The 26,233-nt window shown below is 70.9% G+C and carries 23 protein-coding genes; 13 read left to right on the forward strand and 10 right to left on the reverse strand.

Features of this window, described 5'->3' with window-relative positions; translation table 11 throughout:
- Window positions 1-13: 13 nt before the first annotated feature.
- From ACFQVD_RS05625 to ACFQVD_RS05640, 4 genes are all read left to right on the forward strand, one after another.
- Complete coding sequence (locus tag ACFQVD_RS05625) at window positions 14-1,120, forward strand: alpha/beta hydrolase (protein WP_343963102.1); 1,107 nt, start codon at window positions 14-16, stop codon at window positions 1,118-1,120.
- Window positions 1,121-1,464: 344 nt separating this feature from the next.
- Window positions 1,465-3,069, forward strand: coding sequence for an RNA-guided endonuclease IscB (iscB, locus tag ACFQVD_RS05630; RefSeq protein WP_386270535.1), 1,605 nt, complete (start codon window positions 1,465-1,467; stop codon window positions 3,067-3,069).
- Window positions 3,066-4,649, forward strand: coding sequence for a serine/threonine-protein kinase (locus ACFQVD_RS05635; RefSeq protein WP_386270536.1), 1,584 nt, complete (start codon window positions 3,066-3,068; stop codon window positions 4,647-4,649). The genes iscB and ACFQVD_RS05635 overlap by 4 nt, the downstream gene beginning before the upstream one ends.
- 83 nt (window positions 4,650-4,732) lie before the next feature.
- On the forward strand, window positions 4,733-5,548 hold the full coding sequence (locus ACFQVD_RS05640) for an ABC transporter ATP-binding protein (protein ID WP_343963099.1): 816 nt from the start codon (window positions 4,733-4,735) through the stop codon (window positions 5,546-5,548).
- Window positions 5,549-5,644: 96 nt separating this feature from the next.
- On the opposite strand, the gene ACFQVD_RS05645 is transcribed toward ACFQVD_RS05640, so the two are convergent.
- Window positions 5,645-5,932, reverse strand: a complete 288-nt coding sequence (locus ACFQVD_RS05645; protein WP_030909250.1) for an HU family DNA-binding protein — start codon at window positions 5,930-5,932, stop codon at window positions 5,645-5,647.
- 360 nt (window positions 5,933-6,292) lie between these two features.
- Window positions 6,293-6,466 carry a hypothetical protein gene (locus ACFQVD_RS05650; protein WP_343963096.1) on the reverse strand — a complete coding sequence of 58 codons (174 nt, stop codon included), beginning with the start codon at window positions 6,464-6,466 and terminating at the stop codon, window positions 6,293-6,295.
- A gap of 163 nt (window positions 6,467-6,629) precedes the next feature.
- Here ACFQVD_RS05650 and mihF point away from each other — a divergent pair, with 163 nt between their 5' ends.
- Entirely contained in the window at window positions 6,630-6,938 is a 309-nt protein-coding gene (gene mihF / locus ACFQVD_RS05655) for an integration host factor, actinobacterial type (RefSeq protein WP_343963095.1), read from the forward strand.
- Between the two features lie 175 nt (window positions 6,939-7,113).
- Here the strand turns inward: mihF and aceA are convergent, their stop codons facing one another.
- Entirely contained in the window at window positions 7,114-8,406 is a 1,293-nt protein-coding gene (gene aceA / locus ACFQVD_RS05660; RefSeq protein WP_030909255.1) for an isocitrate lyase, read from the reverse strand.
- 434 nt (window positions 8,407-8,840) lie between these two features.
- Here aceA and ACFQVD_RS05665 point away from each other — a divergent pair, with 434 nt between their 5' ends.
- On the forward strand, window positions 8,841-10,310 hold the full coding sequence (locus ACFQVD_RS05665) for a helix-turn-helix domain-containing protein (protein WP_386270537.1): 1,470 nt from the start codon (window positions 8,841-8,843) through the stop codon (window positions 10,308-10,310).
- 23 nt (window positions 10,311-10,333) lie between these two features.
- On the opposite strand, the gene ACFQVD_RS05670 is transcribed toward ACFQVD_RS05665, so the two are convergent.
- Window positions 10,334-12,118, reverse strand: a complete 1,785-nt coding sequence (locus ACFQVD_RS05670) for a hypothetical protein (RefSeq protein WP_364158017.1) — start codon at window positions 12,116-12,118, stop codon at window positions 10,334-10,336.
- A 132-nt stretch (window positions 12,119-12,250) separates the two neighbouring features.
- Between ACFQVD_RS05670 and ACFQVD_RS05675 the strand changes: the two genes are divergently transcribed.
- Both ACFQVD_RS05675 and ACFQVD_RS05680 read left to right on the forward strand, forming a co-directional pair.
- Window positions 12,251-13,201, forward strand: coding sequence for a glucosyl-3-phosphoglycerate synthase (locus tag ACFQVD_RS05675; protein WP_343963092.1), 951 nt, complete (start codon window positions 12,251-12,253; stop codon window positions 13,199-13,201).
- A 254-nt stretch (window positions 13,202-13,455) separates the two neighbouring features.
- Window positions 13,456-14,670 carry an acyl-CoA dehydrogenase family protein gene (locus tag ACFQVD_RS05680; RefSeq protein WP_343963091.1) on the forward strand — a complete coding sequence of 405 codons (1,215 nt, stop codon included), beginning with the start codon at window positions 13,456-13,458 and terminating at the stop codon, window positions 14,668-14,670.
- A 273-nt stretch (window positions 14,671-14,943) separates the two neighbouring features.
- On the opposite strand, the gene ACFQVD_RS05685 is transcribed toward ACFQVD_RS05680, so the two are convergent.
- From ACFQVD_RS05685 to ACFQVD_RS05700, 4 genes are all read right to left on the reverse strand, one after another.
- Window positions 14,944-16,461: an MFS transporter gene (locus ACFQVD_RS05685; protein WP_343963090.1), complete on the reverse strand. Its 1,518-nt coding sequence runs from the start codon at window positions 16,459-16,461 to the stop codon at window positions 14,944-14,946.
- Window positions 16,458-17,090, reverse strand: coding sequence for a TetR/AcrR family transcriptional regulator (locus tag ACFQVD_RS05690; RefSeq protein ID WP_343963089.1), 633 nt, complete (start codon window positions 17,088-17,090; stop codon window positions 16,458-16,460). The genes ACFQVD_RS05685 and ACFQVD_RS05690 overlap by 4 nt, the downstream gene beginning before the upstream one ends.
- Before the next feature lie 133 nt (window positions 17,091-17,223).
- Entirely contained in the window at window positions 17,224-18,852 is a 1,629-nt protein-coding gene (locus tag ACFQVD_RS05695) for an FAD-dependent oxidoreductase (RefSeq protein ID WP_343963088.1), read from the reverse strand.
- A gap of 145 nt (window positions 18,853-18,997) precedes the next feature.
- Window positions 18,998-19,753: an SDR family NAD(P)-dependent oxidoreductase gene (locus tag ACFQVD_RS05700; RefSeq protein WP_343963087.1), complete on the reverse strand. Its 756-nt coding sequence runs from the start codon at window positions 19,751-19,753 to the stop codon at window positions 18,998-19,000.
- Window positions 19,754-19,965: 212 nt separating this feature from the next.
- Between ACFQVD_RS05700 and ACFQVD_RS05705 the strand changes: the two genes are divergently transcribed.
- The gene (locus ACFQVD_RS05705; RefSeq protein ID WP_364158007.1) at window positions 19,966-20,541 is read left to right on the forward strand and encodes a helix-turn-helix domain-containing protein; all 576 of its coding nucleotides are present in this window, start codon (window positions 19,966-19,968) and stop codon (window positions 20,539-20,541) included.
- A 158-nt stretch (window positions 20,542-20,699) separates the two neighbouring features.
- Here the strand turns inward: ACFQVD_RS05705 and ACFQVD_RS05710 are convergent, their stop codons facing one another.
- Window positions 20,700-21,386 (reverse strand): class I SAM-dependent methyltransferase, encoded by a 687-nt coding sequence (locus ACFQVD_RS05710; protein WP_343963085.1) that lies wholly within the window; start codon window positions 21,384-21,386, stop codon window positions 20,700-20,702.
- A gap of 319 nt (window positions 21,387-21,705) precedes the next feature.
- On the opposite strand from ACFQVD_RS05710, the gene ACFQVD_RS05715 reads away from it, so the two are divergent.
- The 4 genes from ACFQVD_RS05715 to ACFQVD_RS05730 all read left to right on the forward strand — a co-directional run bounded on the left by ACFQVD_RS05715 (window position 21,706) and on the right by ACFQVD_RS05730 (window position 25,379).
- The gene (locus ACFQVD_RS05715) at window positions 21,706-22,338 is read left to right on the forward strand and encodes a GntR family transcriptional regulator (protein WP_343963084.1); all 633 of its coding nucleotides are present in this window, start codon (window positions 21,706-21,708) and stop codon (window positions 22,336-22,338) included.
- The gene (locus ACFQVD_RS05720; RefSeq protein WP_343963083.1) at window positions 22,335-23,531 is read left to right on the forward strand and encodes a CaiB/BaiF CoA transferase family protein; all 1,197 of its coding nucleotides are present in this window, start codon (window positions 22,335-22,337) and stop codon (window positions 23,529-23,531) included. Before ACFQVD_RS05715 ends, ACFQVD_RS05720 begins: the two co-directional genes overlap by 4 nt.
- Before the next feature lie 109 nt (window positions 23,532-23,640).
- Entirely contained in the window at window positions 23,641-24,261 is a 621-nt protein-coding gene (locus tag ACFQVD_RS05725; protein ID WP_343963082.1) for an isochorismatase family protein, read from the forward strand.
- Window positions 24,262-24,476: 215 nt separating this feature from the next.
- Window positions 24,477-25,379 (forward strand): alpha/beta hydrolase family protein, encoded by a 903-nt coding sequence (locus ACFQVD_RS05730; protein ID WP_343963081.1) that lies wholly within the window; start codon window positions 24,477-24,479, stop codon window positions 25,377-25,379.
- On the opposite strand, the gene ACFQVD_RS05735 is transcribed toward ACFQVD_RS05730, so the two are convergent.
- A complete protein-coding gene (locus ACFQVD_RS05735) occupies window positions 25,358-25,993 on the reverse strand; it encodes a helix-turn-helix transcriptional regulator (RefSeq protein WP_343963080.1) in 636 nt (211 codons plus the stop codon). The two genes, ACFQVD_RS05730 and ACFQVD_RS05735, sit on opposite strands and share 22 nt — an antisense overlap.
- Between the last annotated feature and the right edge of the window lie 240 nt (window positions 25,994-26,233).

Below are 26,233 nucleotides of genomic sequence, written 5' to 3' on the forward strand. Positions count from 1 at the left end.
GTGGAGGTCCCCCATGCGTTATGAGATAAATGTGGACGTCAGTCCGGCCTACCCCTTCAGCTGGCAGGCCGCGGCCCTCAACGCGATCATGCGCGGCACCTTCAAACCCGCCTCCCAGCTGTTGCTGAGAACCGACATCGGTTTCGTCGCGGCCTCGCGCATCGTGGCTCTGGCGGGCCGGGTTCCGCTCCGCCTGCCCGTCCATGTGCGCGTGACACCCGACGAGGCCGGGCCGTGTCCGGGAGAGTGGGTCCGCGCGGGCGAGGAGCTCGACGAGCGCAAGGTCCTGCTCTACTTCCACGGCGGGGGCTACTTCGTCTGCTCCCCGGTCACCCACCGGTCGATCACCTGGCGCCTGTCGGCCGCGACCCGGCGGCCGGTGCTGGCGGTCGACTACCGCCAGGGGCCGGTCCACAGGCCGGCCGAGGCGCTCGCGGACGCGATCGCCGCCTACCGGTGTCTCCTGGGGCAGGGTTACGACCCCGCCGACATCGTCTTCGGCGGGGACTCGGCCGGCGGCCACCTCACCCTGGCCACGCTGCTGGCGCTTCGCGACCAGGGCATGCCGCTGCCGGCCGCCGCGGTGTGCCTGTCGCCGTGGACGGATCTCACCGGTGCGCCCCGCAGGGTCAACCGGATGCTCGATCCGATGATCCCGGCCGGCCGCGTCGACTGGCTCGCCCGCCGCTGGACGGCCGGTCTCGACCCCCATGACCCCCTGCTCTCCCCGGTCCTCGGCGACTACACCGGCCTGCCGCCGCTGATGGTCGTCACCGGCTCCACCGAGGTCCTGCGTGACGAGGGCCGGCGGGTGGTCGAGCGGGCCCGCGCGGCCGGAGTGCCGGTCATGTACGAGGAGTGGCCTCGTATGCCGCATGTCTTCGCCATCCTCGCCGACATCGTCCCCGAGGCGCGCAAGGTCTACTCGCACATCGCCCGCTTCCTCGCCGCCGCGCAGGAGCACCGGTCTGCCGGAGAGGCCCTCCCTCGGGACGTACTCGACCAGGACCTCGCCGACCAGGACCTCACGGCTCCGGATCTTTCCGTGTCCGGGCTTCCCGCGGAGGACGCCTGCGCTCCGGGGATCCCGCCGGCGCAGTCCGGTTCCGCGGTCGCCTGAGCGCGCCGGAGCGGCGGATCCGCCGCTTTCGGGGTCTGGTGACCTGTCCGGCCGCGCGGGCCCCTCCCGCCGGTCACGCCGTCCAGTCCAGGCTCAAAGGCATCCTGCGCACCACGGATTTCTTACCCCCGGGGATCATTCGCCTTACCTCTCATATCCCTTCTGGCCTGTCGGCAGCGAAGGGCGCCTGAAGCCCGTCACAGTGTGCTTGCCGTAGCCCGCGCACGAGAGGCTCAATGAGGGTCAACGACCCCCTCCTGAAGGAGGGGGCTTGAGGTGCAGCGATGCGCTTTGAAGCCCCGCGTTGACCAGCCCGAGTCATCAGCTCAAGGAGGTGCGTTTTGATGACTACGTTTCACGTAGGTGAGCAGACCCACCGGCAGGTGCTTCCTCAGCCTGCCGCTCTGGAATCCGCAGGAGCAGACAACCCCGAGGGTGGGGACGAAACGGCCTGCGGACTACCGGCATCGCCGGGCACCGGCGTGGAACATGGGCGAGGGGAGACCGGTCCGGGCGGCACCCACCTGGGCCGGCGTCACCCCGAGGGCGTCTCGGCGCCTGAGGGAGCGGCCCGTGAGGGCCATGTGGCCGTGTTCGTCCTGGACGCCCACGGCTACCCGCTCGATCCGTGCCATCCGGCCCGTGCCCGCCGCCTGCTGGCATCCGGCCGGGCGGCGGTGGTCCGGCACACCCCGTTCGTCATCCGGCTGAAGGACCGCACCCGCGTCAACTCCACCGTCCAAGGCGTCACAGTCGGCATCGACCCCGGCAGCAGGCACACCGGCATCGCCGTGTTCACCGAACACCACGGCAGCCGGGCCGGGAAGTATGCGATCCAGCTCGACCATCGGGGCGCGGCGATCCGCGACCGGCTCGTCGCGCGGGCCGCCTACCGGCGCAGCCGCCGGTCGCGGAACCTGCGCTACCGCGCCCCCCGCTTCAACAACCGCACCAAGCCGCAGGGGTGGCTGGCGCCGTCGCTGCGGCACCGTGTCGACACCACCCTGTCGTGGGTGTCGCGGCTGACCTGCTGGGCGCCGGTGCGGGCCATCCAGGTGGAGCGGGTCGCGTTCGACACCCACGCCCTGTCGGCCGGCAGGCCGCTGGAAGGGGTGGAGTACCAGCGGGGCACCCTGGTCGCCTGCGAGGTGCGCGAGTACCTGCTGACCAAGTGGGGGCGGGCGTGCGCCTACTGCGGGGCGATCGGCGTGCCGCTGAACATCGATCATATCCACCCGCGTAGCCGGGGCGGCTCCGACCGCATCGGCAACCTCACCCTGGCCTGCATCTCGTGCAATCAGACCAAGAACGCCACCGTGGTACAGGAGTTCCTCAAGGAGGACCCTGTCTTGTTGGCGAAGATTCTTCGGCAGGCGAAGGCTCCTTTGCGGGACGCCGCGGCGGTCAATGCCACCCGGTGGGCGCTGTGGCGGGCCCTGACCGCCACCGGGCTGCCCGTAGCCACGGCGTCGGGTGGTCGCACAAAGTGGAACCGGTCCCGTACCGGCGCATCGAAGTCCCACACCCTGGACGCGCTGCACGTCGGCGATTTGGAGGCCGTCACCGTCTGGCCGTCGACGGTCCTGGTCGTCCGAGCGACCGGGCGCGGCACCTACTGCCGGACCCGCACCGACAAGTACGGCTTTCCGAGGTTGCGGCTGCCCCGGATCAAGCAGGTCAGGGGGTTCGCCACCGGCGACCTGGTCCGCGCCGTCGTGCCGAGCGGCAAGAAAGCGGGCGTCCACACCGGCCGCGTCGCGGTCCGCTCTAACGGCAGCTTCAACATCACCACCAGGCACGGCACCGCGCAGGGCATCGGCCACCGCCATGTGCGTCTGCTCCAGCGAGCCGACGGCTACGGCTACACCACCCGACCAGAAGCGCGGCGCCGTGCCGCATTTCCTCCCGGCTCTGAAGGACTGGGTTTTCACGCTGGAGGTAATCGATGAGCGGCTTGCCGGCCGGTGTGCGGCCGCTGACCGTCGGGGACCCGGTCATCATCGGCCGTTACCTTCTGCTCGGCCGCCTCGGAACGGGCGGCATGGGGATCGTCTATCTGGCCGAACACCCGCGGGGCGGAGTGGTGGCGATCAAGACTCCGCACCCGATGCACCTCAACGATGCCACGCTCCGCGCCCGTTTCGCCGAGGAAGTGAGATTCTCCCGGAGAGTGGTGCCTTTCTGTACCGCCGCGGTCATTGAGGACGGCACGGACAAGGATCGCCCCTATCTGGTGTCGGAGTACGTTCCGGGCCCCGCACTCTCCCAGGTGGTCTCCACGCACGGCCCGCTCACCCCCGACCTGGCCTACGGGGTCGCCCTGGGGGTGGCCGCCGCGCTGGTCGCGGTGCACGAGGCCGGGCTGGTCCACCGGGATCTGAAACCGGGCAACGTGCTGCTGTCGGACACCGGTCCGCGTGTGATCGACTTCGGTATCGCCAGGGACATCGACGTTCTCGCCGCGCACACGCAGGCGGGGCAGGTCATGGGCAGTCCCGGCTGGGTCGCCCCGGAGCGGCTCACCGGCGGGCTCGCGCTGCCCGCCTCCGACATCTTCGCGTGGGGTTGCCTGGTGGCCTACGCGGCCTGCGGCCACCATCCCTTCGGCACGGGTGAGGCGGACGTGCTGACCCGGCGCATCATGGTCGAGCCGCCGAGGCTGGCCTCGGTGCCCGCGCTGCTGCGCCCGGTCGTCGAGGCCTCCCTGGCCAAGGACCCCGCCGACCGGCCGGGGGCCGCGGACCTGCTCGGCGCGCTGCTCGCCGCGGGTGGTGTGGGCGACCCGTGGGACCTGCGCGAGGCGGTCGCGGAGGTGCTGGCGGAGATCTGGACCCCGGTGCCCCACGCGCCGGGGGCTGGGAGGGTGCGGCTCGCGACGCCGCCCTCGTTCCACGACGAGCCCTCGGTCCCGGTGGAGATCCCCGCCAGGGCTTCGCGCAGGGCCAGGCCGGGCAGGGGGGCGCACCTGTCGCAGGCCGGCTTCGCGGCGTTGGCCACGGTCTCCATGGCGGCGGTCACCGTGGCCGCCGCGGCCGGTGGCGGCGGGATCGGTTCCGGCGCCGGCTCGGGCATGCCCGAGCCGGCGCCGCTGGTCCTGCCCGCCGACGGCACGCCCTCCGGTTCGGTCTTCCGCGCCGGTACCCGGCCGCCCGCGGGCAGGCCACGGACGGTCCTTCCGGCCACTCCCGCCACGGTCCAGATCACCACCACCAGGACTGTCTCGCTGCCCATCACCGGCCATGACGGTCATGACGGCCACGACGGTCGTGAGGATCCGGTGCCGGAGCGTCCGCGGGGCTCGGGCGGCTCGCCCGGCGACGGTGACGACCGGCAGGACTGCGCGGACGCGACCGCGAAGGGCAGGGGGAGAAACCGGGACTGCCAGACGGCCTCCAGCAGCCCCAGGCCCTCCTTCACCCAGATCCCGCAGACCGGTGACGGGGAGAGCCCGTCTCCGACGCCCACCGCTCCCGCTCCCTCGGGGACGACGATCACCCCCATGCCCAGCCCTTCCGTACAGATGGGCTGAATGACCTGTTCAGACGATTTATCAGGAAATATCGCTGGATCGGTTAAAGTGAGCGCCGCGAATCGAGGCGAAGGGGGAGACCGATGGGCGAGCCTGTGCCCGGTGCGGTGGAGCTGAGCGGTGTCGGGGTCCGGGTGGTCGGCCGGACCCTGCTGGACGGCATCGGCTGGCGGGTCGGGTACGGAGAGCACTGGGTGGTGCTGGGCCCCAACGGGGCCGGCAAGACCACGCTGCTGTCACTGGCCGCCGCCGTCCGGCATCCCACCGAGGGGGCCGTCACCGTGCTCGGCCAGCGGCTGGGCCGGGTCGACCTGCGGGAGTTGCGCCGCCACATCGGCCTCGTCGCGGCCAGCCAGCGGCTCGTCGACGAAGAACTGCTGGAGGAGGAGGGGGCCACCGCGCACACCGTGGTCCTGACCGGCTACACCGGGTCCAGCGTCCCGCTCTGGGACCGCTACGGACCCGCCGAGCACGAGCGCGCCCACCGTCTGCTGGCGGACATGGGCTGCAAGGACCTCGCCGACCGGCTCTTTCGCGTCTGCTCCCAGGGCGAGCGGGCTCGCGTCCGTGTCGCCAGAGCCCTGATGGCCGACCCGGTGATCCTGCTGCTGGACGAGCCGTTCGCCGGGCTCGACCTGCCCGCCAGAGAGGACCTGATCACCGCCGTGGAGGACCTGGCGACGACCCGCCCGGTGCTGACCACGGTCACCGTCACCCACCACCTGGAGGAGGTCCCGGCCACCACGACCCACGCCCTGCTGATGCGCGACGCCCGGACCCAGGCGGGTGGTCCGGTGGCGGAGATCCTGACCGCGGAGAACCTTTCGGAGTGCTTCGGGCGGCCGCTGCGCGTCGACCACCTCGATGGCCGCTGGTCCGCCCGCGCGGTACGCGGCTGAGGGTCGCGCGATCGCCTCGTCCACCTCGGCGGCGGAGGCGTGAGGGGCCGGGCGGCCTGCGATGGTGAGCTGTCCGAAAGGCCACGCCCGGGATGGTCAGTCCTTCTTGCGCTGGCGGATCAGGCCCATGAACCCCGGGCTGGGCTTGAACTTCGCCGTCCAGGTCTCCGCGATCTCCAATGGCTCGCCGGTCTGCGGGTTGCGTCCGGTCCGTGCGGGTTTGTGGACGATCTCGAAGGATCCGAACCCGGGGATCGCCACCTTGTCCTCGGCCGCCACCGCGGTCTGGATCGTCCCCAGGATCGCATCGAGAGCCGCGGCCGTCTGCCGTCGGGTGAGCCCGGCCTCGGCGGCGGCCTTCTCGATCAGCTCGCGCTTGTTCATCACATCTCCTTGAGCGTGGAGACCCCGGGCCTCAAGCCGTGGGGAGGAGGTCAAGGAGAAAGTTAACGCCATCCCCGCCCGAGGAATCGAGCCCCGTCCTCCATCGGTCGCCGGTGGGACGGGACCCGCCCGGTTCGTGGGGCGGGCCCCGTCCCCGTTCAGCGGTCGGGCTGGGCGGCCAGCCGTTCCGCCTCGGTGTGCAGTGCCTCGACGAGGATGAGCTCCAGGCGGAGATCTTCGTCAACGAGGCCGACCAGAACATCCATCGAGCCTCCCTGACCAGTCTGACGCCCCAGTGGCCGCAGAAGTTGACAGCCGTACCGAACTGGACTCGGTCGTGGTCCGATCCTGAGCGTTCGCCTACGCGGGGGCGAGCTCCGCCAGATCGACGTGCTCTCCGACCTCGCGGATGTTCATGCAGTACGCCACGAGAACCCGCCGCCCGTCGATCCGGCGGGTGACCAGCAGACAGGGGCCGTCGTGAACCACGATGGCCTCAACCTCTATGCCCTGAGGGCTTCGCCAGATACCCATGAGCCCGAGGCTACGGAGGGCCGGGTAAGGGCGGGGTAACCAAACGGGCATATCGTGATGCACAGTACGGGTCCTGTGGATCTATCCGTAGGCTCTCCGATGATTAACCCAGCCGCTTTGGGTAACAGGACGCTGGAATTACCGTCATCAGGGAGAAAACACCATGGCTTTGCCCAAGCTCACCCCCGAACAGCGTCAGGCCGCCCTGGTCAAGGCCGCCGAGACCCGTACGGCCCGTGCCAAGCTTCTCGCCGAGGTCAAGAACGGTGCTCTCAGCCTGGAGCAGCTGCTTGGCCGCGAGGACGACATCGCCAAGCGCATCAAGGTCTCCCAGGCTCTCCGGGCGCTGCCCGGAGTCGGAACGGTCAAGGCCGCGCAGCTGATGGCGCAGGCCGACGTGGACGAGGCACGCAGGCTGGGCGGTCTCGGCGCCCAGCAGCGCCGCAAGCTCATCGAGGCCGTCGGCCACTGAGGCGACCGCCCCCGCGTGGTCGCCTCAGGGCGCGCCACGGGTACGGGAAGGCCCCGCCGCACGGATTAGGGGGAGATCCGTACGGCGGGGCCTCGGTCGACGACCTGGTCGTCGTGCTCGCCCGGGGAACCGTTCCATGCCCCGGAAGTCGTCTGGGCGAGCGCGGTCCGGAGAGTCAGTGAGCCTCTGCGAACTGCTCCTCCTCCGTCGACCCCTTCAGGGCCGTGGTGGAGGAGTCCGGCGCGATGGCCGTGCTGACCAGGTCGAAGTATCCGGTGCCGACCTCGCGCTGATGGCGGGTGGCGGTGTAGCCGCGTGCCTCGGCGGCGAACTCGGCCTCCTGGAGCTGGACGTAGGAGGTCATGCCGTCCTCGGCGTAGCCCCTGGCGAGGTCGAACATGGAGTGGTTCAGCGAGTGGAAGCCCGCCAGCGTGATGAACTGGAACTTGTAGCCCATGTGGCCGAGTTCGCGCTGGAACTTGGCGATGGTGGAGTCGTCCAGGTGCTTCTTCCAGTTGAACGAGGGCGAGCAGTTGTAGGACAGCATCTGGTCGGGGTACTCGGCTTTGATGGCCTCGGCGAACTCGCGGGCCACGTCCAGGTCCGGGGTGGAGGTCTCCATCCAGAGCAGGTCGGAGTGGGGCGCGTAGGCCAGGCCGCGGGCGATGCAGGCGTCCACGCCGTTGCGGACCCGGTAGAAGCCCTCCGCGGTGCGGTCGCCGGTGGTGAACGCCTGGTCACGGGGGTCGACGTCGGTGGTCAGGAGCGTCGCGGCCTGGGCGTCGGTCCGCGCGATGACCAGGGTCGGCACACCCAGCACGTCCGCGGCCAGGCGGGCGGCGCTGAGGGTCTTGATGTGCTGGCCGGTGGGGATGAGCACCTTGCCGCCCAGGTGGCCGCACTTCTTCTCCGAGGCGAGCTGGTCCTCCCAGTGCACGCCCGCGGCACCCGCGGCGATCATGCCCTTCATCAGCTCGAAGGCGTTCAGCACGCCGCCGAAGCCGGCCTCCGCGTCGGCCACGATCGGCGCCAGCCAGTGCGGCGCGTCCTGGTCGCCCTCCGACCAGGTGATCTGGTCGGCGCGCAGCAGCGCGTTGTTGATCCGGCGGACCACTGCCGGGACCGAGTTGGCCGGGTAGAGGCTCTGGTCGGGGTAGGTCTGCGCGCCGAGGTTGGCGTCGGCGGCGACCTGCCAGCCTGACAGGTAGATCGCCTTCAGACCGGCCTTGACCTGCTGCACTGCCTGGTTGCCGGTCAGCGCGCCAAGGGCGTGCACGTAGTCCTCGGTGTTCAGCAGGTCCCACAGCCGCTCGGCGCCGAGCCGGGCGAGAGTGTGCTCCTCCTGGACGGACCCTCTGAGTCGAACCACGTCCTCGGCCGTGTACGTCCGCTCGGTGCCCTTCCAGCGAGGGTTGGTCTCCCACTCGCGCCGCAGCTCGTCTGCGGCTCCCTTGAGGCGATCACTCATGGTGTAACTCCTTTTCGTCCCCTGGGTGCCTTAGTCCGAGTGTGTGCCCCGACAAAACGGTCGAACAAGGCCGACTCCAACGAAAGAATGAAGATTCTTCCTTTATCATCAATACTCATCGGTATTCAGATGGGAAGAACTTCATAGTTTTCGCTATGGACTAGACCAATTCCGGTAGTGCGCTTTGCGGCTTGCCGGTCGTGGGGCGCCGGAGGCCGAGGCTCCGGAATCCGGCCCCACGGTCACCGTCGGTCACCATCGGTCACACCGTCACCTCGGCGCCGGTCTCCGCGGTGCCCCGGAGGCCGCGGCGGCGCCCCGCCTCCTCCGTCCCACGGGGCAGATCGGAATTCCCGGCGTGGGTGCGGCGACGTTCTCCCAGGTGGCGCGTGGGGCTGTGAAATTTCCTAGGAAATTTCGTTTAGCATCGTGCTATGGCATCTTTGGTGGGTGAAGAACCGCTTTCCTTGACGCAGGAGCTCGATCTCATCGCGTTCGGCCAGCGTCTCAGGCACTTGCGCAAGCAGCGCGGCCTCACCCTGTCCGACCTGGGCGAACGGGTGAACCGGGCGCCCAGCCAGCTCTCCCTGCTGGAGAACGGCAAGCGCGAACCGAAGTTGTCGCTGCTGAAGTCCCTGGCCGCCGCGCTCGGCGTGCCGATCGAGGAACTACTGCGCAGGCAGGCCCCCAACCGGCGGGCGCAGCTGGAGATGGCCCTGGAGGAGGCGCAGCGCGACCCCCTGTACGCCGGGCTCGGCCTGGCCAGGCTGAAGGTCTCCGCGCGTGTCCCCAACGACGTGCTCGAACACATCCTCGGCCTCTACGGGGAGTTGCGCTCACGCCAGGCCAAGGGCACCGCCACCCCCGAGGAGGCCCGTGCCGCGAACGCCGAGCTCCGCCGCAAGCAGCGTGAACAGGGCAACTACTTCGCGGAGATCGAGCGGGCCGCCGCCGAGGCGCTCGCCGCGGTCGGCTACCGTTCCGGAGCGCTGTCGCAGAGCACGGTGCAGGCGCTGGTCAGCCACTTCGGCTACACCGTGCAGACGGTCCAGGATCTGCCGCGCACCGTGCGCTCCATCTCCGACCTGCGCAACCGGCGCATCTACGTCAAGCACGAGCAGGTCGGCATGCACACCCCCCGCACGATCCTGCTGCAGACCCTGGGCCACCTCTCCCTCGGGCACCACAAGCCCCGCGACTTCGCGGACTTCCTGCGCCAGCGGACCGAGGCCAACTACTTCGCCGCCGCCATCCTGGTGCCCGAGACGGCCGCCGTGCCGTACCTGAGGGAGGCCAAGAAGGACCGGGCGCTGAGCGTGGAGGACCTGCGCGACGTGTTCGCCGTCTCCTACGAGATGGCCGCGCACCGCTTCACCAACCTGGCCACCCACTTCCTCGACCTGAGCTGCCACTTCGTCCGCAACAACGCCGGCGGGATCATCTACAAGGCGTACGAGAACGACGGCATCGTCTTTCCCGCCGACGAGCAGGGGGCGATCGAGGGCCAGCGCATGTGCCTGCAGTGGTCCGGGCGCCAGGTCTTCCTGTCTCCCGACCGCTTCTCCGTCTACTACCAGTACTCGGACTCGCCCACCGGCACCTACTTCTGCGTCGCCCACGTCGACCCGTCGCGCGAGCGTGACTTCGCCATCACCCTCGGTGTCCCGTACCGGGAGTCACGCTGGTTTCGCGGGCGCGAGACCGTCAATCGCACCAAGTCGGACTGCCCCAACGGCGACTGCTGCCGCCGCCCGCCCGCCGAGCTGACCCAGCGCTGGGAGGGATACGCCTGGCCCTCGGCCCGGGGCAACTCCCACATCCTGGCCGCGCTGCCGCCCGGATCCTTCCCCGGCGTCGACGAGGCCGACGTCTACACCTTCCTGGAGCGCCACGCCATCCACTGAGCACGCGGTCCGGGCCCGGTGGCTCACTCCGCGGGCGGGGGCGTCCGGCGCAGCGTCAGGGACGGGTGGCCGTGGAACCGGTAGGCGCCCGCGCTGTCGGGGGCCTGAGCGCGCATGGACCGCAGCACCTCGGCCGGGGGCTCACCGCTGAGGCAGCGCCGGTAGAACTCCCGGGCCAGGCCCCCGCCGACCGGCCAGAGCGGCTCGACGACCCCGCTCGCGCCGGCGAGCAGGAACGCCTGGGCGTCCCCCGGTTCCTCCAGGAAGACGAACGGGGCGCCGGCCAGGTCACGGCCCAGCGCCTCGGCCGCGGATCCGCCGGCCGTGAGGTGGACGACGTCCGGCCCCTGGCCGAGCACGCCCAGGACGTCGCCGAGCGCGGAGGAGACCTGCGTGGCGCCGTACTCGGTCACCAGCGGGTGCGCCTGCGCCTCGTCGTACACCACCGCGACATGATCCGCCCGCGCGCTCACCGGGGGCGGCAGCTCGGGGCGCCGGCCACCGAGGGGCCAGCGGCCGGTCACCGCCTGGCAGTTCAGATAGCGGGGGAGCGAGGGGTCGTACGGATGCTCCAGCACGGCCAGCTCCCAGGGCACGTGCGGCTCCTGGGAGAGGATCAGCACGCTCGGGCGGCGCGGTGCCACCCGGCCGGCCACCGCGTTCAGCAGTTCCCAGAACCCCCTGGGCACGCGCGAGCCGACCTTCCGTCCCAGCTCCTCGGAGAGGCGACCCTGCCCGGTCAGCTGCCGGCCGAACTCCGAGGCCCGCATGCCGAGGTCGCAGAGCTCGGCCCGGTCGGGGGTGACGAAGTGCGGCGACCGGTAGGTCCACCACAGCCGTCCCGGCTCGTCACCGTGGACGATGGCCACCGTGACGTCCGCCGGCTCGCCCACGAGGGCCGGACGGATCCGGGTGCCGGCGACCGGCTCGGGCGGCTCCTCCCGGCCGAGCCTGCCGGGCGAGCCGTGCAGCGTGATCGAGCGCAGGCCGAACCCGACCACCTGGCCGCGCACCGAACAGATCGCCTGGATCTGCCGGGCGACCTCGGGCTCCTGCTGCGCGAGGGCGACGAGGCTGACCGTCGCGCGGGGGTAGGGCGACGCCGCGTCGACGCGCAGCCGTACCTGCCACCCGCCCGGTGCGTCGAAGCCCTCGGCGACGAGCTGGATGTCCAGCTCGACCGGCTCGCGCGGTGCCGCGCCGCCGTCCTGCCCCCGGCCCGGGGCGACGCCGATCGACACCTCCGTGCCCCAGCCCGAGACCGACTCGGTGGGCGCCTCGATCAGCGGGATCCCCTCCCACTCGGACTCGGGCGCCGGGGCGGGCGAGTCCCCGCGCCGCCTGCGAAAGGCCCCGGTCAGCCGGCCGAGCATCGAGGAGCCTCGGCTCCCGGCGGGCGGCGCCGGCGGTGCCTGCGGGGAGGGTGCCCGCGGTGTCTCGGACGGCGGCGCCTGGTCGGGGCGCATCCAGTCGAGACTCATGGCACCTGTGGGGGGCGGATCGTGGTATCCGCTGCCGTACCCGGCCCCGCCCAGATCCTGCGGGCCCGTGTCGGTGGGCACGGGGACCGCCTGTGCGGCGGCGAGGCCGTGCTCCAGGTTCAGCAGCGCGGAGAGCCGGTTCCAGGCCGGGCCGTACTGGGCGATCAGCATGACGATCGCGTCGGCCAGTTGCCCCGGAGGCCGGCTGCCGGCCTCGGCCAGCAGCGGATCCAGCCGATCGCGAAGCTCCGCGGAGGCACCACCCATCAAGCTGTCGAGTTCGTCGCGGACGGCGCGTGCCGCCCGCAGCACGGCTACCGGGTCCATGCCTTCCCCTCCTCATGCCGGACTGGACTGATCTTCCCACCCGTGCGGTGGGGACGGGAGCCGGTACTTGCGCGGAATCAGCGCCACATAAGGTGATACCCGTAAGTACCGAGGTGATGGGAAGGGTGGGCTGTGCTGCCTGAGGTCGAGGCATGGCTACGCGAGCGCACCTCATCCTCGGGCGACTGGTCGCTGCCGGAGCTGCTGAGAGCCAAGGGTGAGACGACGATCAGTGTCGTGCTGCCCGCGCGCGATGAGGAGGAGACGGTCGGGGAGATCGTCACCGCGATCCGCCGCGACCTGATGGAGGCCGCGCCGCTCGTCGACGAGCTCGTGGTCATCGACTCCCGCTCCGTCGACGACACCGCGGTGCGCGCCGCGCGCGCCGGAGCGACGGTGATCGCGCAGGACGAGGTCCTGCCCGACCTCAAACCGCTGGACGGCAAGGGCGAGGCGCTCTGGAAGTCCCTCGCCGCCACCTCCGGTGACCTGCTCGTGTTCATCGACGCCGACCTGCGCGAGTTCCGCACCTCCTTCGTGACCGGGTTGCTCGGCCCGCTGCTCGCCGACGAGGCGGTGGTCTACGTCAAGGGCTGCTACGACCGGCCCCTGCAGAACGTGCAGAGCGGTGGCGGCCGGGTCACCGAGCTCGTCGCGCGTCCCCTGCTCAACCTGCACTGGCCGCTGCTGGCCGGATTCGTGCAACCCCTCGCCGGGGAGTACGCCGGGCGCAGGTCCGTGCTGGAGAGCGTGCCCTTCGTCACCGGTTACGGTGTGGAGCTCGGCCTGCTGATCGACCTGCTCGACCTCGCCGGGCTGGACGCCCTGGCCCAGGTCGACCTGGGCCGCCGGGTCCACTCCCACCAGTCGACGGAGGCGCTCGGCGGGATGGCCGCCCAGATCCTGCAGACCTCCTGGTCGCGCCTGGAGCGCCAGAACATGATGGTCTCCCTGCACAGCCCCTCGCCCCGCCTGGCCCAGTTCCGCCGGGGCGCGAGCGGCCACCAGGTGAGCGTCCGGGACGTCGCCGTCGCCGAACGCCCGCCGATGATCACTGTTCCCGCCTACCGCGCCGCTCGCTGACCACGTCGCGCGGGCGTGATCCCGGGCGGCGTACGGAGCCCGCGATGCTCGGGAGTGCGCGGCCCGGTGGCATTCCCGCACGGCGGTGAGCCGGGCCTCGGGAAGGCCGGCGGCGGTGAAGGAGATCTCGGAAAGCGGGGCCGCTCGCCGGTCGTTGCCGCAGAAGGGGCGGTCCTGCGGTTGCGCGGAGCGGTCCGTCCGCCGGTAAAGTTTGGGTGTTACCGTTGGTAACGCACGCTGAGGAGGCACGGACGATGAGCGAGAGCGGCTTCTGCCCGGAGCTGAGTGACGACGTGCGCGAGGTGCGTGACTGGGTGCACGACTTCGCCCGCTCGGTGGTCCGCCCGGCCGGTGCCGAATGGGACGAGCGCGAGGAGACCCCCTGGCCGATCATCCAGGAGGCCGCCAAGATCGGGCTCTACTCCCTCGACTTCTTCGCCCAGCAGTGGTTCGAGCCGAGCGGGCTCGGCCTGACCGTGGCCTTCGAGGAGCTCTTCTGGGGAGACGCGGGCATCGGCCTGTCCATCGTCGGCACCGGCCTCGCCGCCGCGGCCCTGTCGGCCAGTGGTACCCCCGAGCAGCTGGGCGAGTGGCTCCCGCAGATGTTCGGCACCCCCTCGGAGGTCAGGCTCGGGGCGTTCTGCGCCTCCGAGCCCGAGGCCGGCTCCGATGTGGGCGCCATCCGCACCCGCGCCGTCCTCTCGGGCGGCGACTGGATCCTCAACGGTGTGAAGACCTGGGCCACCAACGGCGGCATCGCCGACGTCCACGTCGTCGTCGCCTCCGTCGACCCCTCCCTGGGCGCCCGCGGCCAGGCGTCCTTCGTCGTCCCGGCCGGCACCCCCGGCCTGTCGATGGGCCAGAAGTTCAAGAAACACGGCATCCGTGCCTCCCACACCGCCGAGGTCGTCCTGGACAACGTGCGCGTGCCGGGGGCCTGCCTGCTCGGCGGCAGGGAGAAGCTCGACGCCAGGCTCGCCCGCGTCCGCTCCGGCGAGCGGGCCGGAGAGCAGGGCGCGATGCGGACCTTCGAGACCACCCGCCCCTCGGTGGCGGCGATGGCCGTCGGCATCGCCCGCGCCGGATACGAGTACGCCCGCGACTACGCCCGCGAGCGCGAGCAGTTCGGCCGCAGGATCGGTGAGAACCAGGCCATCGCCTTCCTGCTGGCCGACATGGCCACCCGCGTCGACATCGCCCGTCTGATGACCTGGCGTGCCGCCTGGATGGCCCGCAACAACCGCACCTTCGGCCAGGCCGAGGGCTCCATGTCCAAGCTGGTCGCCGGCGAGACCGCGGTCTGGGTCACCGACCAGGCCATCCAGATCCTCGGCGGAGCCGGCTACACCCGCGACCACCCGGTCGAGCGCTTCCACCGCGACGCCAAGATCTACACCATCTTCGAGGGGACGAGTGAGATCCAGCGCCTGATCATCGGTCGCGCCGTGACCGGCCTGCCCGTTCGCTGAAGATGCCGGTTTCCACTGAGAGGCGTTGAGGGATGGGGGACAGCGCGACGGTGGCGGCGACCACGCCGGTACGTCAACGGCGCCCAGATCGCCCAGATCACGCTGACCGCCGACCCGTACGGCGGCGGCGTCCTGCGCGTCGGCGGTAACAGCGTCTGGGGCGAATCCACGATCTCGCCCGGACCGCCGCGCAACTCCGCTCCGTCCGGCGGTGCCTGCCTTGCGGGCCGGAGCGTCAACACCGTTCGACCCCTGGTCGGCGGTGTGTGGCGATCAGTTGTGCCCGGCGGTGACGTCGAGGTCGCGCGGGACGAGCCACCAGACGGCGAGCGCGGCGGCGAGCATGAGCACGCCCCCGGCCAGCCCGGTCATCTCCAACGACAAGGTGAACGCCGCCTTGGCCTGCTGGGCCAAGTGCCTCCCCGTGGCTCCGGCCTGGCGGGCGACCTCGATCGCGGCGGCCAGCGACTCGCGGGCGGCATCACCCGCGGTGGCCGGCAACGCCTCCCGGTACACGGCGGCGGCGACGCTGCCAAGCACCGCGACGCCGAGTACGCCGCCCAGCTCGTAGCTGGTCTCCTCGATCGCGGCGGCGCTGCCCGCCTTCTCTGGAGGCGCACCCGCCATGATGACCGCCGAGGCGATCGCCAGCGAGCCCATACCCAGCCCGATCAGCAGCAGCGACACGGCGATCCACGGATAGGTGGCGGGCGCGGCGTACAGCACGCCGAATCCCAGCCCGGACACCACCAGCCCTCCGGCCAGCACCGGGCGGGTCCCGAGGCGCACCGCCAGCGAGGGCGCCAGCGGCGAGAGCACCAGCGCGCCCAGCGCGGTCGGCAGCAGCCGCACGCCGGTCTCCAGCGGGGAGTAGCCGCCTACGAGCTGCATCCACTGCGCCATCAGCAACATCATCGCCGCCATCGCGATCGACGTGCTCAGCGCGGCGATCGTGCCCGCGGTGAACGGCCGGCTGCGAAACAGGCGAACCTCCAGCAGCGGATCGGAGCGTTTCAGGCAACGCCGGACGAACCAGGTGAGGGTCACCACGGCGAGGCCGAGGGTGACCCACGGGCCGATGTCGGCCGGACCCTCCTTACCGAACTGCTTGATCGAGTAGACCAGGGCGACCATCCCGGTGATCGACAGTGCCGTGGCGAACACGTCCCAGCGGCCCGGGCGCGGGTTGCGTGACTCGGGGAGCAGGAAGAGGCCGGCGACGATCGCCGCCGTCATCACCGGAACGTTCACCAGGAACGCCGCGTGCCAGCTGAAGTGCTCCAGCAGCAGCCCGCCCAGGATCGGCCCGAGCGCGCCGCCCAGGGCGGCCATCGCGGCCCAGACGCCCAGCGCGGTCGCCCGCTCCCTGGGGTCGGTGAACAGGGTGCGGATCATCGACAGTGTGGAGGGCATGATCATGGCGCCGCCGACGCCGAGCATCGCCCGCACCGCGATCACTTCGCCGGGTGAGTCGGCCCAGAGCACCGCCGTGGAGGCCAGTCCGAACAGCGCGAAGCCGGTGAGCAACATCTTCTTGCGGCCCCACCGGTCGCCGAGTGCACTCACCGTGACCAGCAGACCGGACAGCACCAGCGCGTAGACATCCACCATCCACAGCAACTCGACCGCGCCGGGGCGCAGGTCGGCCGAGATCGCGGGCAGGGCGACATTGAGGATGGTCATGTCCATGACGACCAGCAGCAGGCTCGCCGACAGTACCGCCAGCCCGGCCCAGCGCCGCCGCCGCGACACACCGGGCTCCGTCGACGGTGCGTAGGAGGTGCGCGTCATGCCCTCCTCCCGCCCTGCGGGCCATGTTCCCCGGCACTGCCCTGCGAATCATCTCCGCCATGGTGAGGATCGTGCTCGCCGGCGCCGCGGAAGAAGGTCTCGTGCAGCATCCCGGGAAGGTCGCGCCGGGCGACGTCGCCCCGGTTCAGGCTTTCCCGTACGGCGAGCAGCAGGCCGTACACCGTGTTGCTGATCCAGCGCACCGGCAGGTCGGTCCGCAGGACCCCGGCGCGCTGGGCCGCCTGGTAGAGCAGGATCTCCCTGCCCTCCAGCTCATCACCGCGTTCCCGTAGTTCGGGCACCGACATCACCAGGTCGGTGAGCGCGAAGTTGTACTCCTCGGCCTCGTCGATCAGCCCACTCAGCATCTCCCGCAGAGCGGTGGTGATCACTACCGGTTCCGCGGAGCGGGCGGCCTGCTCGATCCCGGCCCTGTCCTGGGCCTCCTCCCATCGATCCAGCGCGCGGTGGCCGAGCGCGAGCAGCAACTCTTCTCGACCGCTGAAGTGCCGATGCAAGGTGGCGCGGCTCACTCCGGTCGCCTCGGCGATGTCGGCCATCGAGGCGGCAGGGTCGTGGTTGAGGTGCTGGATCGCGGCGACGATGATCTGATCGCGACTCACAGCCATCAGTCAACTCCGTATCTTTTGCGACATTTATGTCTTAAACGATACCTCGTTGTCTGAAAGCCTCACGTCGCCGGCTGCCGGCATTGTCCGCGCGCCGGTGGCCGCCGCCGTGTTCGGGGTCGTGGTGCCCAGGTCAGCGGGATGTGGCGTGCCGTGCGGCGCGGTAGCCGAAGACGACGGCGGGGGCGATGGTCGAGCCGGGGCCGGGGTAGGTGCGGCCCATGACCGAGGCGGTGGTGTTGCCCGCGGCGTACAGGCCCGGTATGGCCGAGCCGTTCTCGCGCAGGACGCGGGCGTGCTCGTCGGTGAGCAGGCCGCCCTTGGTGCCCAGGTCGCCGGGGTAGACGCGGACCGCGCGGAAGGGGCCCTTCTCCAGGGGGCCGAGGTTGGGGTTGGGCTTGACCCGCGGGTCTCCGTAGTAGTTGTCGTAGACGGTACGGCCACGGTCGAAGTCCTCGTCGACGCCGGTGCGGGCGAAGCCGTTGAAGCGCCCGACGGTGGCGCGCAGCCGTGCGGGATCGATGCCGATCTTCGCGGCCAGCGACTCCATGGTGGGGGCCTCAACGAGGAGGCCGGCGCGGCTCCACTTCCTGGCCTGCCCGATCAGGGCGGAGTTCAGGTAGCGCCGCGTGTGCCGGACATCGGTGATCATCCACATCGGGCCGGTCACGTCGTGACTCAGCATGGCGTGCCCGACGTCGATGTAGGACGCCGACTCGTTGGTGAAGCGCTCGCCGTTCGCGTCCACGATGATCGAGAAGGGGAAGGACCGCTCCGAGACGAGGAAGCGGGCCGTGCCGTCGGGGCCGACCAGGGACGCGCCCCACCAGGCGTCGTCCATGAGTTCCAGCGCGCCGCCCGCCCGGGCGCCCAGCTCGATGGCGGTGCCCAGATCGCCTTCCGGGGCGGAGGAGTAGCCGGGGACGCCGTGATGCCTCAGACGCCACTCGGTATTGTTCGCGAAGCCTCCGGCGGCCAGGACGACGCCGTGCCGGGCGCGGATCCGCCGCTGCCGACCGTCTTTTTCGACCACCGCGCCCACCACGCCGTCGTCCTCCAGGATCAGGTCGACGAGCGGTGCGGAGAGCCAGACGGGGGTCTGCTGGGTGCGGACGATGTGCATGAGCGAGCAGGCGAGTGCGCCGCCGATGCCGACCGGGCGCTTTCCGCCGGCGAAGGCGCCGAGTGAGCGGAAGACGAAGCGTGCGCCGCGGACGAAGCCGCCGGGGGTGGACCAGGCGCGGGCCAGCAACCACACGTCGTCGGTCATGAGCGGGAGCGGGATGCTGTCCTTGGCGCGGGAGGTGGCGTACCAGTCGCCGAGCAGCTTGGTGTCGAAGGCCGCGACCTCGATCGAGCGACCCACCTTGCCGCCCGGCCGGTCCGGATAGTAGTCGGGGTAGTCGGGGGATCTCCTCCACCTGACGCCCCGGCGGCCGAGGAAGGTCACGACCTCGGGAACGGTCTGGAGAAAGGCCGTCCTGCGCTCGTGCGAGGAGGCCGGTCCGGCGTCGCCGATGACGTCGTTCATGTACCGGAGGGCCTCCTCGGCGGAGTCCCGGGCGCCGGCCCGGATCATGAGCGGGTTGGCCGGCATCCACAGCCCGCCTCCGGAGACCGAGGTGGTGCCACCCCATCTCGGGGTGCTCTCCACCATCAGGACGTCCATCCCGCGGTCGGCCGCCGCGATGGCCGCGGTCAGGCCCGCCGCGCCCGAGCCCACGACGAGTACGTCGACGAGGTTGTCCCACTGATCTGTCATCGCGACTTCCTTCGGATTGCGGGCGACGGCTCTGTCGGTGAACTCCCACAGAACCGGACAGTTGCGTCCGGTTGAGGTCGTAGTCTCTGCGATGAGTGCTCGCCGAGTCAACAGAGATGCCGGTGCGCGGACGGGCCGGTATGTCTCAGGCCGCGGACCAGCCGCCGTCCACCGGCACGATCGCGCCGTTCACGAACGAGGCGGCGTCCGAGGCCAGGAAGAGGGCGGCGTCGGCCATCTGCTCGGGCTGGGCCATCCGCTCGCCGAGTGCGAGCACGGGGCCGAGCCGGGCGGTGCCCGTCGGATCGAAGGTCGTGTTCGTGGCGATGCCGGTCATGGTGGGGCCGGGCAGGATGGCGTTGCAGCGGATGCCGTCCTTGGCGTACGCCCAGGCCAGGCTGCGGGTCAGGCCGACGACGCCGTGCTTGGACGCGGTGTAGGCCGCGCCGGCCGCGCCGCCGCGGATGCCGGCCTCGGAGGCGGTGTTGACGATCGCGCCGCCGCCCTGGCGCAGCATGTGCGGCAGGACGGCGTGGGTGACCAGGAAGGTGCCGGTCAGGTTGACGCGCAGCACCCGCTCCCACAACTCGACCGGTATGTCGGCGGGCAGGGCCATGGTGTCCACGATGCCGGCGTTGTTGCACAGTACGTCGACGCGTCCGTACGTGCTGATCGCCGTCTCGACCAGCGCGGCGACCGACGCCTCGTCGGAGATGTCGGCGGTGACGGGGACGGCGGCGTCTCCGATGTCGGAGGCGGTTCGCCTGGCGCTGTCGGGGTCGATGTCGCAGACCACGAGGCGGGCGCCGGCCTTGGCGAAGGCGACGGCCATCGCCCTGCCGATCCCGGAGCCCGCGCCGGTGATGAGGGCGACGCGGTCGTCGAAGGTGCCGGTGGTCAAGGGGGCGTCCTTTCGGTGGGGGCGGCGGTGGTGCCAGGGCTCCGGCGGTGCGGCCCGGGGTCAAGGCGGTGCTGTTGCCGTGGTGGTCGTGTCGCGCCGAATCGCGACGGCCGAGCATGCCCCGCCGTACCTGTGGCGGGGGACCGGCGTCATGATTCATGGCACTTCCGGAAATAACCGGACTATATCGTCCGGTTGCTAACATAGCCGCTGTGACTGTCACGCGTCGACCCAACAGAGGACCCGGTGCGGCGGCGGAGAACCGGGCGGCGCTGATAGCGGCCGCCCGCGAGGTCTTCGCCGACGCCGGATACGACGCACCGCTCACCACGGTCGCCCGCGTGGCCGGAGTCGGCCAGGGAAGCCTCTACCGGCATTTTCCGGACCGCGTCAGCCTCGCGCTGGCCGTGTTCGAGGACAGTGTCGCCGACTTGGAGGCGCTGGCCGCCGAACCCGGCACCACCCTTGCCGACATGCTGGCTCTGCTCACCGAGCAGACCATCGCCTCGACCGCGTTCATCGACATGGTCAGCGTGCCCTCGGCCGGTGATCTCCGCGTCGTCGAAGTGCGCGACCGGGTGGCCGGCCTGCTGGCCGGCACGCTCGCCGAGGCCCGGCGCGCCGGTCGGCTCCGCGAGGACGTCACCGCCGATGACCTGGTACTGGCCGTCGGCATGCTCGCCGGGCTGCTCGCCAGGCTCCCGGCCGCCGAGCGGCGCACGACCGCCGAGCGGGTGTGGGCGCTGCTCCGCCACGGAATCGAGCCCCGGCCCGTCTCCGGCGGATGAGCGCCGCACGGTTCGCGGACGGGCCGGGGCAAGGGTGAGACGGGGGCTCTCCCCGGACGGGCTCGCGACGACCGCTTCGGTGAGGCGGCGGCCTGGTGCCCGGTGTCACCGGCGGGCCGCTGCCGGCTCTGCTCCGGCCGTTCGGGAAGAGGCGGGTGTCACAGAGGTGTGGCGCGTACCCACCCGCGGTCGCCGTCCAAAAAACCGGAAACGGTCAGGCCCGCCTGGTTGAGTTCGTGTTCCAGGCGGTCGTCGTCGAGGCGGTGGCTGACGAAGGTCTGGGTCCAGCGCCGCTCGCCGATGGTGTACTCCATGGTGGCGTCGAGCAGGCCGGGGGCGGGGCGGCTGACCCGCGTCATGCTGACGGTGTGACCGGGGCCGGCGTCGCGTTCGAACGGCTGGACGGTGTCGTACCACTCGGGGGGTTGGCGCTGCAGGATGACGCAGCCGTCGGCGGAGACGTGCGCGCCGCAGGTGCGCAGGAACGCGGCGCGCAGGTCGTCGTCGGCGGTTTCGATGACGAACGACATCAGCAGCACGAGGTCGAAGGTTCTGGGCAGGGCCAGGGTCTGGATGGGGGAGCACACGGTCTCGGCGCCGCGGATGTGGGCGAGCATCTCGGGCGACTCGTCGACCGCGACGACCTCGTGCCCGAGTTCCAGCAGGCGGTGGGTGATCCGGCCCACGCCCGCGCCGAGCTCGAGGATGCTCGCCCCGGCCGGGATCGCGTCGTGGACGAGTTCGGGTTCGCCCCTGGGGGTGAGGGTGGTGTAGTACTCGACCGAGCAGCCGTCCGGGGTGATCGGTCCAGGGCCTGTGCCTTGGTAGAGCCGTCGTGGAGTCATGATCTCCATTCTGTGCGGCGGCGTGCCGGGACGCGGGCGGAGAGAACGGAGTGGTGGCCTTCGGGCGACGTCCGTTCCCCGGCCCGGCCCGGCCCGGCCGTCCGTCGTCGACGGCGTCACATGGCGAAGCTCGGCGGTGCGTCGTCCGGCCGCGTTCACCGGGGGCGACTGCGGGAGTGCGGGGCCGATCTCCGGCTCGGTCCGCCGGGGAAGCCGTTGTTCTCGATCACCGTACCGACACTTCTCAAGTTGTATGCAAAATCTTGTCATTTTCCTCCCCAAGTGCCATTCTTGGGGAATATTCGGTAAGGGTGTATACATGTCGACAGTCGATAGCCTGCGTAGCCTGATCCTCAACGGTCACTACGAGCCGGGCGACCACCTCGGTGAGGTCGAGCTGGCCGAGGCGCTGGGCGTCAGCCGGACCCCGGTCCGCGACGCGCTGCGGCGGTTGCAGGCCGAGGGGCTGGTCGAGATCACGGCCAACAAGGGCGCCAGAGTCGTGGTGTACCCCCGCGCCGACCTAGAGACGATCTTCGAGCTGCGCGCCAGGATCGAAGGACTGGCCGTCCGGCAGGCGGCGGCCGTCGCGACGGAGCAGGACATCGCGCGCCTGCACGAGCTGGCGGTGACCCTCGCCGAGCACGCGGAGCGCCGCGACGTCGAGGCGGTCTACCGCCTCAACGCCGACTTCCACCAGGCACTGGTCAGGCTCGGCGGCAGTCAGGTGCTCGCCCAGTCGATCAGCTCGCTGGTCCACTCGCCCGTGTTGCTGCGCACCTACGGAGCCTTCGACTCCGAGGCCATGCGCCGCAGCGTCAACCATCACATCGAGATCGTGGCGGCCGTACGCGCCGGAGACCCCGAATGGGCGGAGGCCGTGATGCGCGCCCACCTGTTCTCCGCCCGCGCGTCCCTGCTCGGTCCCCGTCGTCAGGAGAACAAGACGTGAGAGGCCTTCCGCTCGGAGACATCCGGGTCGTCGAACTCGGCCAGCTGCTCGCCGGGCCGTTCTGCGGCCAGCTGCTCGGCGACTTCGGCGCCGAGATCATCAAGGTGGAGGACCCCGGCAGGGGCGACCCCATGCGCCAGTGGGGCCGGGAGAAGCCGTACGGCCAGTCGCTGTGGTGGCCGGTCGTGGCCCGCAACAAGAAGTCGGTCACCTGCGACCTGCGCACCCCCGAGGGGCAGGACCTGGTCATCAGGCTCGTGGAGCGGGCGGACGTGCTGCTGGAGAACTTCCGGCCCGGCACCCTGGAGCGCTGGGGCATGTCCCCGGCCCGGTTGCACGAGATCAATCCCCGCCTGGTCATCACCCGGGTGACCGGGTTCGGCCAGAGCGGCCCCTACGCCCCCCGAGCCGGATACGGCTCGATCGGCGAGGCCATGGGCGGCATCCGCCACGTCACCGGCGACCCCGACCGGCCGCCGGCGCGTGCCGGCATCTCGCTGGGCGACTCCCTGGCCGCCACCCACGCCTGTGTCGGCACGCTCGTCGCGCTGCACGAGCGCGAGCGCAGCGGCAGGGGCCAGGTCGTCGACTCGGCGATCTACGAGGCGGTGCTCGCCATGATGGAGTCGATGGTGCCCGAATGGCAGCAGGCCGGCTACCAGCGTGAGCGCACCGGCACCGTGCTGCCCAACGTCTCGCCCAGCAACGTCTACCCGACCAAGGACGGCGACACCATCCTCGTCGCCGCCAACCAGGACAGCGTCTTCACCCGCCTGGCGACCCTGATGGGCCGGCCCGAGCTGGCCGCCGACGAGCGCTACGCCACCCACGGCGCGCGCGGCGCGAACATGGCCGAGCTTGACGAGATCATCGCGGCCTGGACCGCGGGGATCCCCGCGGAGGAGTTGCTCCGGTCGCTGCACGAGGGCGGTGTCCCGGCCGGGCGGGTCTACACGGCCAAGGACATGTTCGCCGATCCGCACTTCGCCGCCCGTGAGGCCATCGTCCGCGTCCCGCACCCGGACTTCGGCGAGCTGGCCATGCAGAACGTGGTCCCCAAGCTCTCCGACACCCCCGGAAGCGTGCGCAGCGCCGGGCCCGCGCTCGGGCAGCACAACGAAGAGGTCTACCGCGGGCTTCTCGGCCTGACGGAGGCGGAGTTCACCGGCCTGTCGGCCGCCGGAGTCATCTGACACCAAAAGGAGCCCCCCCAATGCCCCACCAGCCCACCGTCCGCGTTCTCACGCCCGAGGAACCTCTCGCGCACCGCGCGGCGGGTGCCCGCCGGCTCCGGAGCCGCGTGTGATCAGGGACCACGACGAGGTGTACGGGCGTTCCCTGCCCTTCGGGGAGCGTCCGGCGCTGATCCTCATCGACCTGATGCGCGCCTACTTCGAACCGGGCGCCGAGCTCTACATGGGTTCGCGCGACTGCCTGGACTCGGCCGCGCGGGTCCTGGCCGCCGCCCGTTCGGCGGGCGTTCCAGTGATCCACACCAGGGTCGCCTTCGGCCCCGGCGGCGTCGACGGCGGCCTGTTCTTCCGCAAGGTGGCCCCGTTGCGCCACCTGGTGGACGGTGGCGGGCCGCTCGGCGAGCTGATGCCGGAGGTCGCGCCCGGGCCGGGGGAGACGGTGATCGTCAAGCAGTACGCGAGCGCCTTCTTCGGTACGGTGCTGGCCTCGACGCTCAACGCGCTGCGGGTGGACACGCTCGTCATCGCGGGCGTGTCCACCAGCGGCTGCGTGCGCGCCACCGCCGTCGACGGGATACAGCACGGGTTCGTGCCGGTCGTGGTGCGGCAGGCGGTCGGGGACCGCGACCCCCGGCCGCACGAGGCGAACCTGTTCGACATCCAGGCCAAGTACGGCGAGGTGTGGGACGAGGCGGCGGTGCTGGAACGGTTCGGTCCGCCGACCGTATGAGGATCACCCACCCGGCCGGGTCCACGGCCTGTCCGTACGCGGGGACCGGCCGCCGGTCCCCACGTACGGGCGGGCCGTCCTGCGACGACCTCGCGGACGTGTTCCCTGGACCCTTTTGGCATTTGCCTAGTCCGGATCTCTCACTGTTGCCATAGGAGAATCGAAGTTTCCAAAATTCAGGTAACAACCCCCCGCGTGAAAGCTGGTGAAGCATCATGCGCTCCTGGACGATCAGGGTCTGTGCGATCCTCCTGATCCCCTTCCTGTTCCTCACGGCCGCCCCCGCCCTCGCCGCCGACCTGTCCGCCCCGGGCTCCCACCCGGTCGGCTACTCCGACGTCAGCGTCTCGGCCTCCGGTCGCTCGTTCAGTGCCCGGGTCTACTACCCCGCGACCTCGGCGGGAAGCAACACGGCCGTCGCGGCCGGGCAGTTCCCCGTGGTGGCCTTCGGCCACGGGTTCTTTCAGAGCATCAGCAAGTACGCCTCTCTGGGCGGCCACTGGGCCTCCTGGGGCGTGATCACGGTCATGCCGACCTCGCAGGGCGGCCTGCTCCCCAGTCACAGCGCCTTCGCCGATGACCTGAACGCCGCGCTGACCTGGATGGTGGCGCAGAACACCGTCGCCGGGTCGCGGTTCAACGCCCACGTGCGTACCGACCGGCTGGGGCTGTCGGGGCACTCGATGGGCGGCGGCGCCAGCGTGCTGGCCGCCGCGCGCAACCCGGCGGTGCGGACGGTGACGAACCTGGCCGCGGCCGAGACCAACCCCTCGGCCGTGGCCGCCGCGGCCACCACGGCGGTTCCCATGCAGTTGGTCGCCGGTGCGGGCGACACCGTCGCGGGCCCGTCGGGTCACCAGATCCCCATCTACAACGCCAAGCTCGCTCCCAAGCAGCTGCGCACGATCGCCGGTGGTTTCCACTGCGGCTTCACCGACTCCGGCGGCCTCGGCTGCGACAGCGGTTCGATCACCCGGGCCGCCCAGCAGACGATCACCCGCCGGGTGACCACCGCCTGGCTGCTGTACTACCTCCGAGACGACGCCGCCCAGTACGACGCGGTCTGGGGCACGGCCGCACAGACCGACCCGGACGTTCAGTTCCTCGGCGTCCGGTAGCGGGCCTCCGGCGCACCCGCCTCGGCGGTCCGGGGCGGGTGCAGGGTCGGCGGCCAGATGCCGGGCACGAACAGGCCCAGCACGAAGGCCCGTCCGGCCAGCGCCGATCGGCTTTCCGCGCCGAGCTTGATGCGCAGCTGTACCAGGTGATAGTCCACCGCCTGGCGGGTCAGGTACAACCGCCGGGCGATCTGCGCGTTGGACGCGCCTTCGGTGACCAGTTGCAGCACCGTGCTTTGGAGCGGGCTCAGCGCGGGCGCGGCGGAGGAGATCTCGTCCAGTACGGTCACCACCCGCCAGGGCAGGCCGTCGGTGCGGTGTTCGACGGAGGCGCTGATCCGGGCGCGGATCACGGTGCCGTTCCCGCGGACGAGCCGTATCCGGGTCCGGTAGACGTCGAGCCGACCGAGGGCCAGCATCTGCCAGTAGGGCCGCTGTGTGTCGATCTCGCCGGGTGCGAGCAGTTCTTCGGCCGGGAGGCCGTCCAGCTCCTCGGCGGTGCGGGCCACCGCGGCATGGAAGGCGGGGTTGCTCTCCCTGACCCTGCCGAGCCTGTCCACCGCTGTGATCGGGATCCAGGCGCGCTCGAAATACACCTGGTACCGGCCCTTCATGACCGCACCATAGCTGGTCTCCTCCGAACGGATTCATTCGCGTCGCGGGGATCGAAGGCCACATGTCGTCGGCTGTTCAAGAGCATGTCGCGGGCGGGCCGCCACCGTCAATCGCCCGCGTGGTGGGCGCCGGAGGAGAGCCGCCCTCGATCGAGATCTATGTGTACTCATGTTACCTCTAGAGAAACAATGTTTCCAAGAAGTAGGATTCGCGAAACCAGAGGAAACGTCTAGGAGGCG

The sequence above is a fragment of the Streptosporangium amethystogenes subsp. fukuiense genome, from assembly GCF_042665875.1.
GTDB classification, from domain to species: domain Bacteria; phylum Actinomycetota; class Actinomycetes; order Streptosporangiales; family Streptosporangiaceae; genus Streptosporangium; species Streptosporangium fukuiense.

Coding starts and splice junctions, on each gene's coding strand:
- ACFQVD_RS05640 (WP_343963099.1), top strand. CDS start 4,733: ATGGGCGAGCCTGTGCCCGGTGCGGTGGAGCTGAGCGGTGTCGGGGTC.
- ACFQVD_RS05710 (WP_343963085.1), bottom strand. CDS start 21,386: ATGACTCCACGACGGCTCTACCAAGGCACAGGCCCTGGACCGATCACC.
- iscB (WP_386270535.1), top strand. CDS start 1,465: ATGACTACGTTTCACGTAGGTGAGCAGACCCACCGGCAGGTGCTTCCT.
- ACFQVD_RS05650 (WP_343963096.1), bottom strand. CDS start 6,466: ATGGGTATCTGGCGAAGCCCTCAGGGCATAGAGGTTGAGGCCATCGTG.
- mihF (WP_343963095.1), top strand. CDS start 6,630: ATGGCTTTGCCCAAGCTCACCCCCGAACAGCGTCAGGCCGCCCTGGTC.
- ACFQVD_RS05645 (WP_030909250.1), bottom strand. CDS start 5,932: ATGAACAAGCGCGAGCTGATCGAGAAGGCCGCCGCCGAGGCCGGGCTC.
- ACFQVD_RS05690 (WP_343963089.1), bottom strand. CDS start 17,090: ATGGCTGTGAGTCGCGATCAGATCATCGTCGCCGCGATCCAGCACCTC.
- aceA (WP_030909255.1), bottom strand. CDS start 8,406: ATGAGTGATCGCCTCAAGGGAGCCGCAGACGAGCTGCGGCGCGAGTGG.
- ACFQVD_RS05670 (WP_364158017.1), bottom strand. CDS start 12,118: ATGGACCCGGTAGCCGTGCTGCGGGCGGCACGCGCCGTCCGCGACGAA.
- ACFQVD_RS05665 (WP_386270537.1), top strand. CDS start 8,841: ATGGCATCTTTGGTGGGTGAAGAACCGCTTTCCTTGACGCAGGAGCTC.
- ACFQVD_RS05680 (WP_343963091.1), top strand. CDS start 13,456: ATGAGCGAGAGCGGCTTCTGCCCGGAGCTGAGTGACGACGTGCGCGAG.
- ACFQVD_RS05685 (WP_343963090.1), bottom strand. CDS start 16,461: ATGACGCGCACCTCCTACGCACCGTCGACGGAGCCCGGTGTGTCGCGG.
- ACFQVD_RS05730 (WP_343963081.1), top strand. CDS start 24,477: ATGCGCTCCTGGACGATCAGGGTCTGTGCGATCCTCCTGATCCCCTTC.
- ACFQVD_RS05695 (WP_343963088.1), bottom strand. CDS start 18,852: ATGACAGATCAGTGGGACAACCTCGTCGACGTACTCGTCGTGGGCTCG.
- ACFQVD_RS05625 (WP_343963102.1), top strand. CDS start 14: ATGCGTTATGAGATAAATGTGGACGTCAGTCCGGCCTACCCCTTCAGC.
- ACFQVD_RS05715 (WP_343963084.1), top strand. CDS start 21,706: ATGTCGACAGTCGATAGCCTGCGTAGCCTGATCCTCAACGGTCACTAC.
- ACFQVD_RS05635 (WP_386270536.1), top strand. CDS start 3,066: ATGAGCGGCTTGCCGGCCGGTGTGCGGCCGCTGACCGTCGGGGACCCG.
- ACFQVD_RS05735 (WP_343963080.1), bottom strand. CDS start 25,993: ATGAAGGGCCGGTACCAGGTGTATTTCGAGCGCGCCTGGATCCCGATC.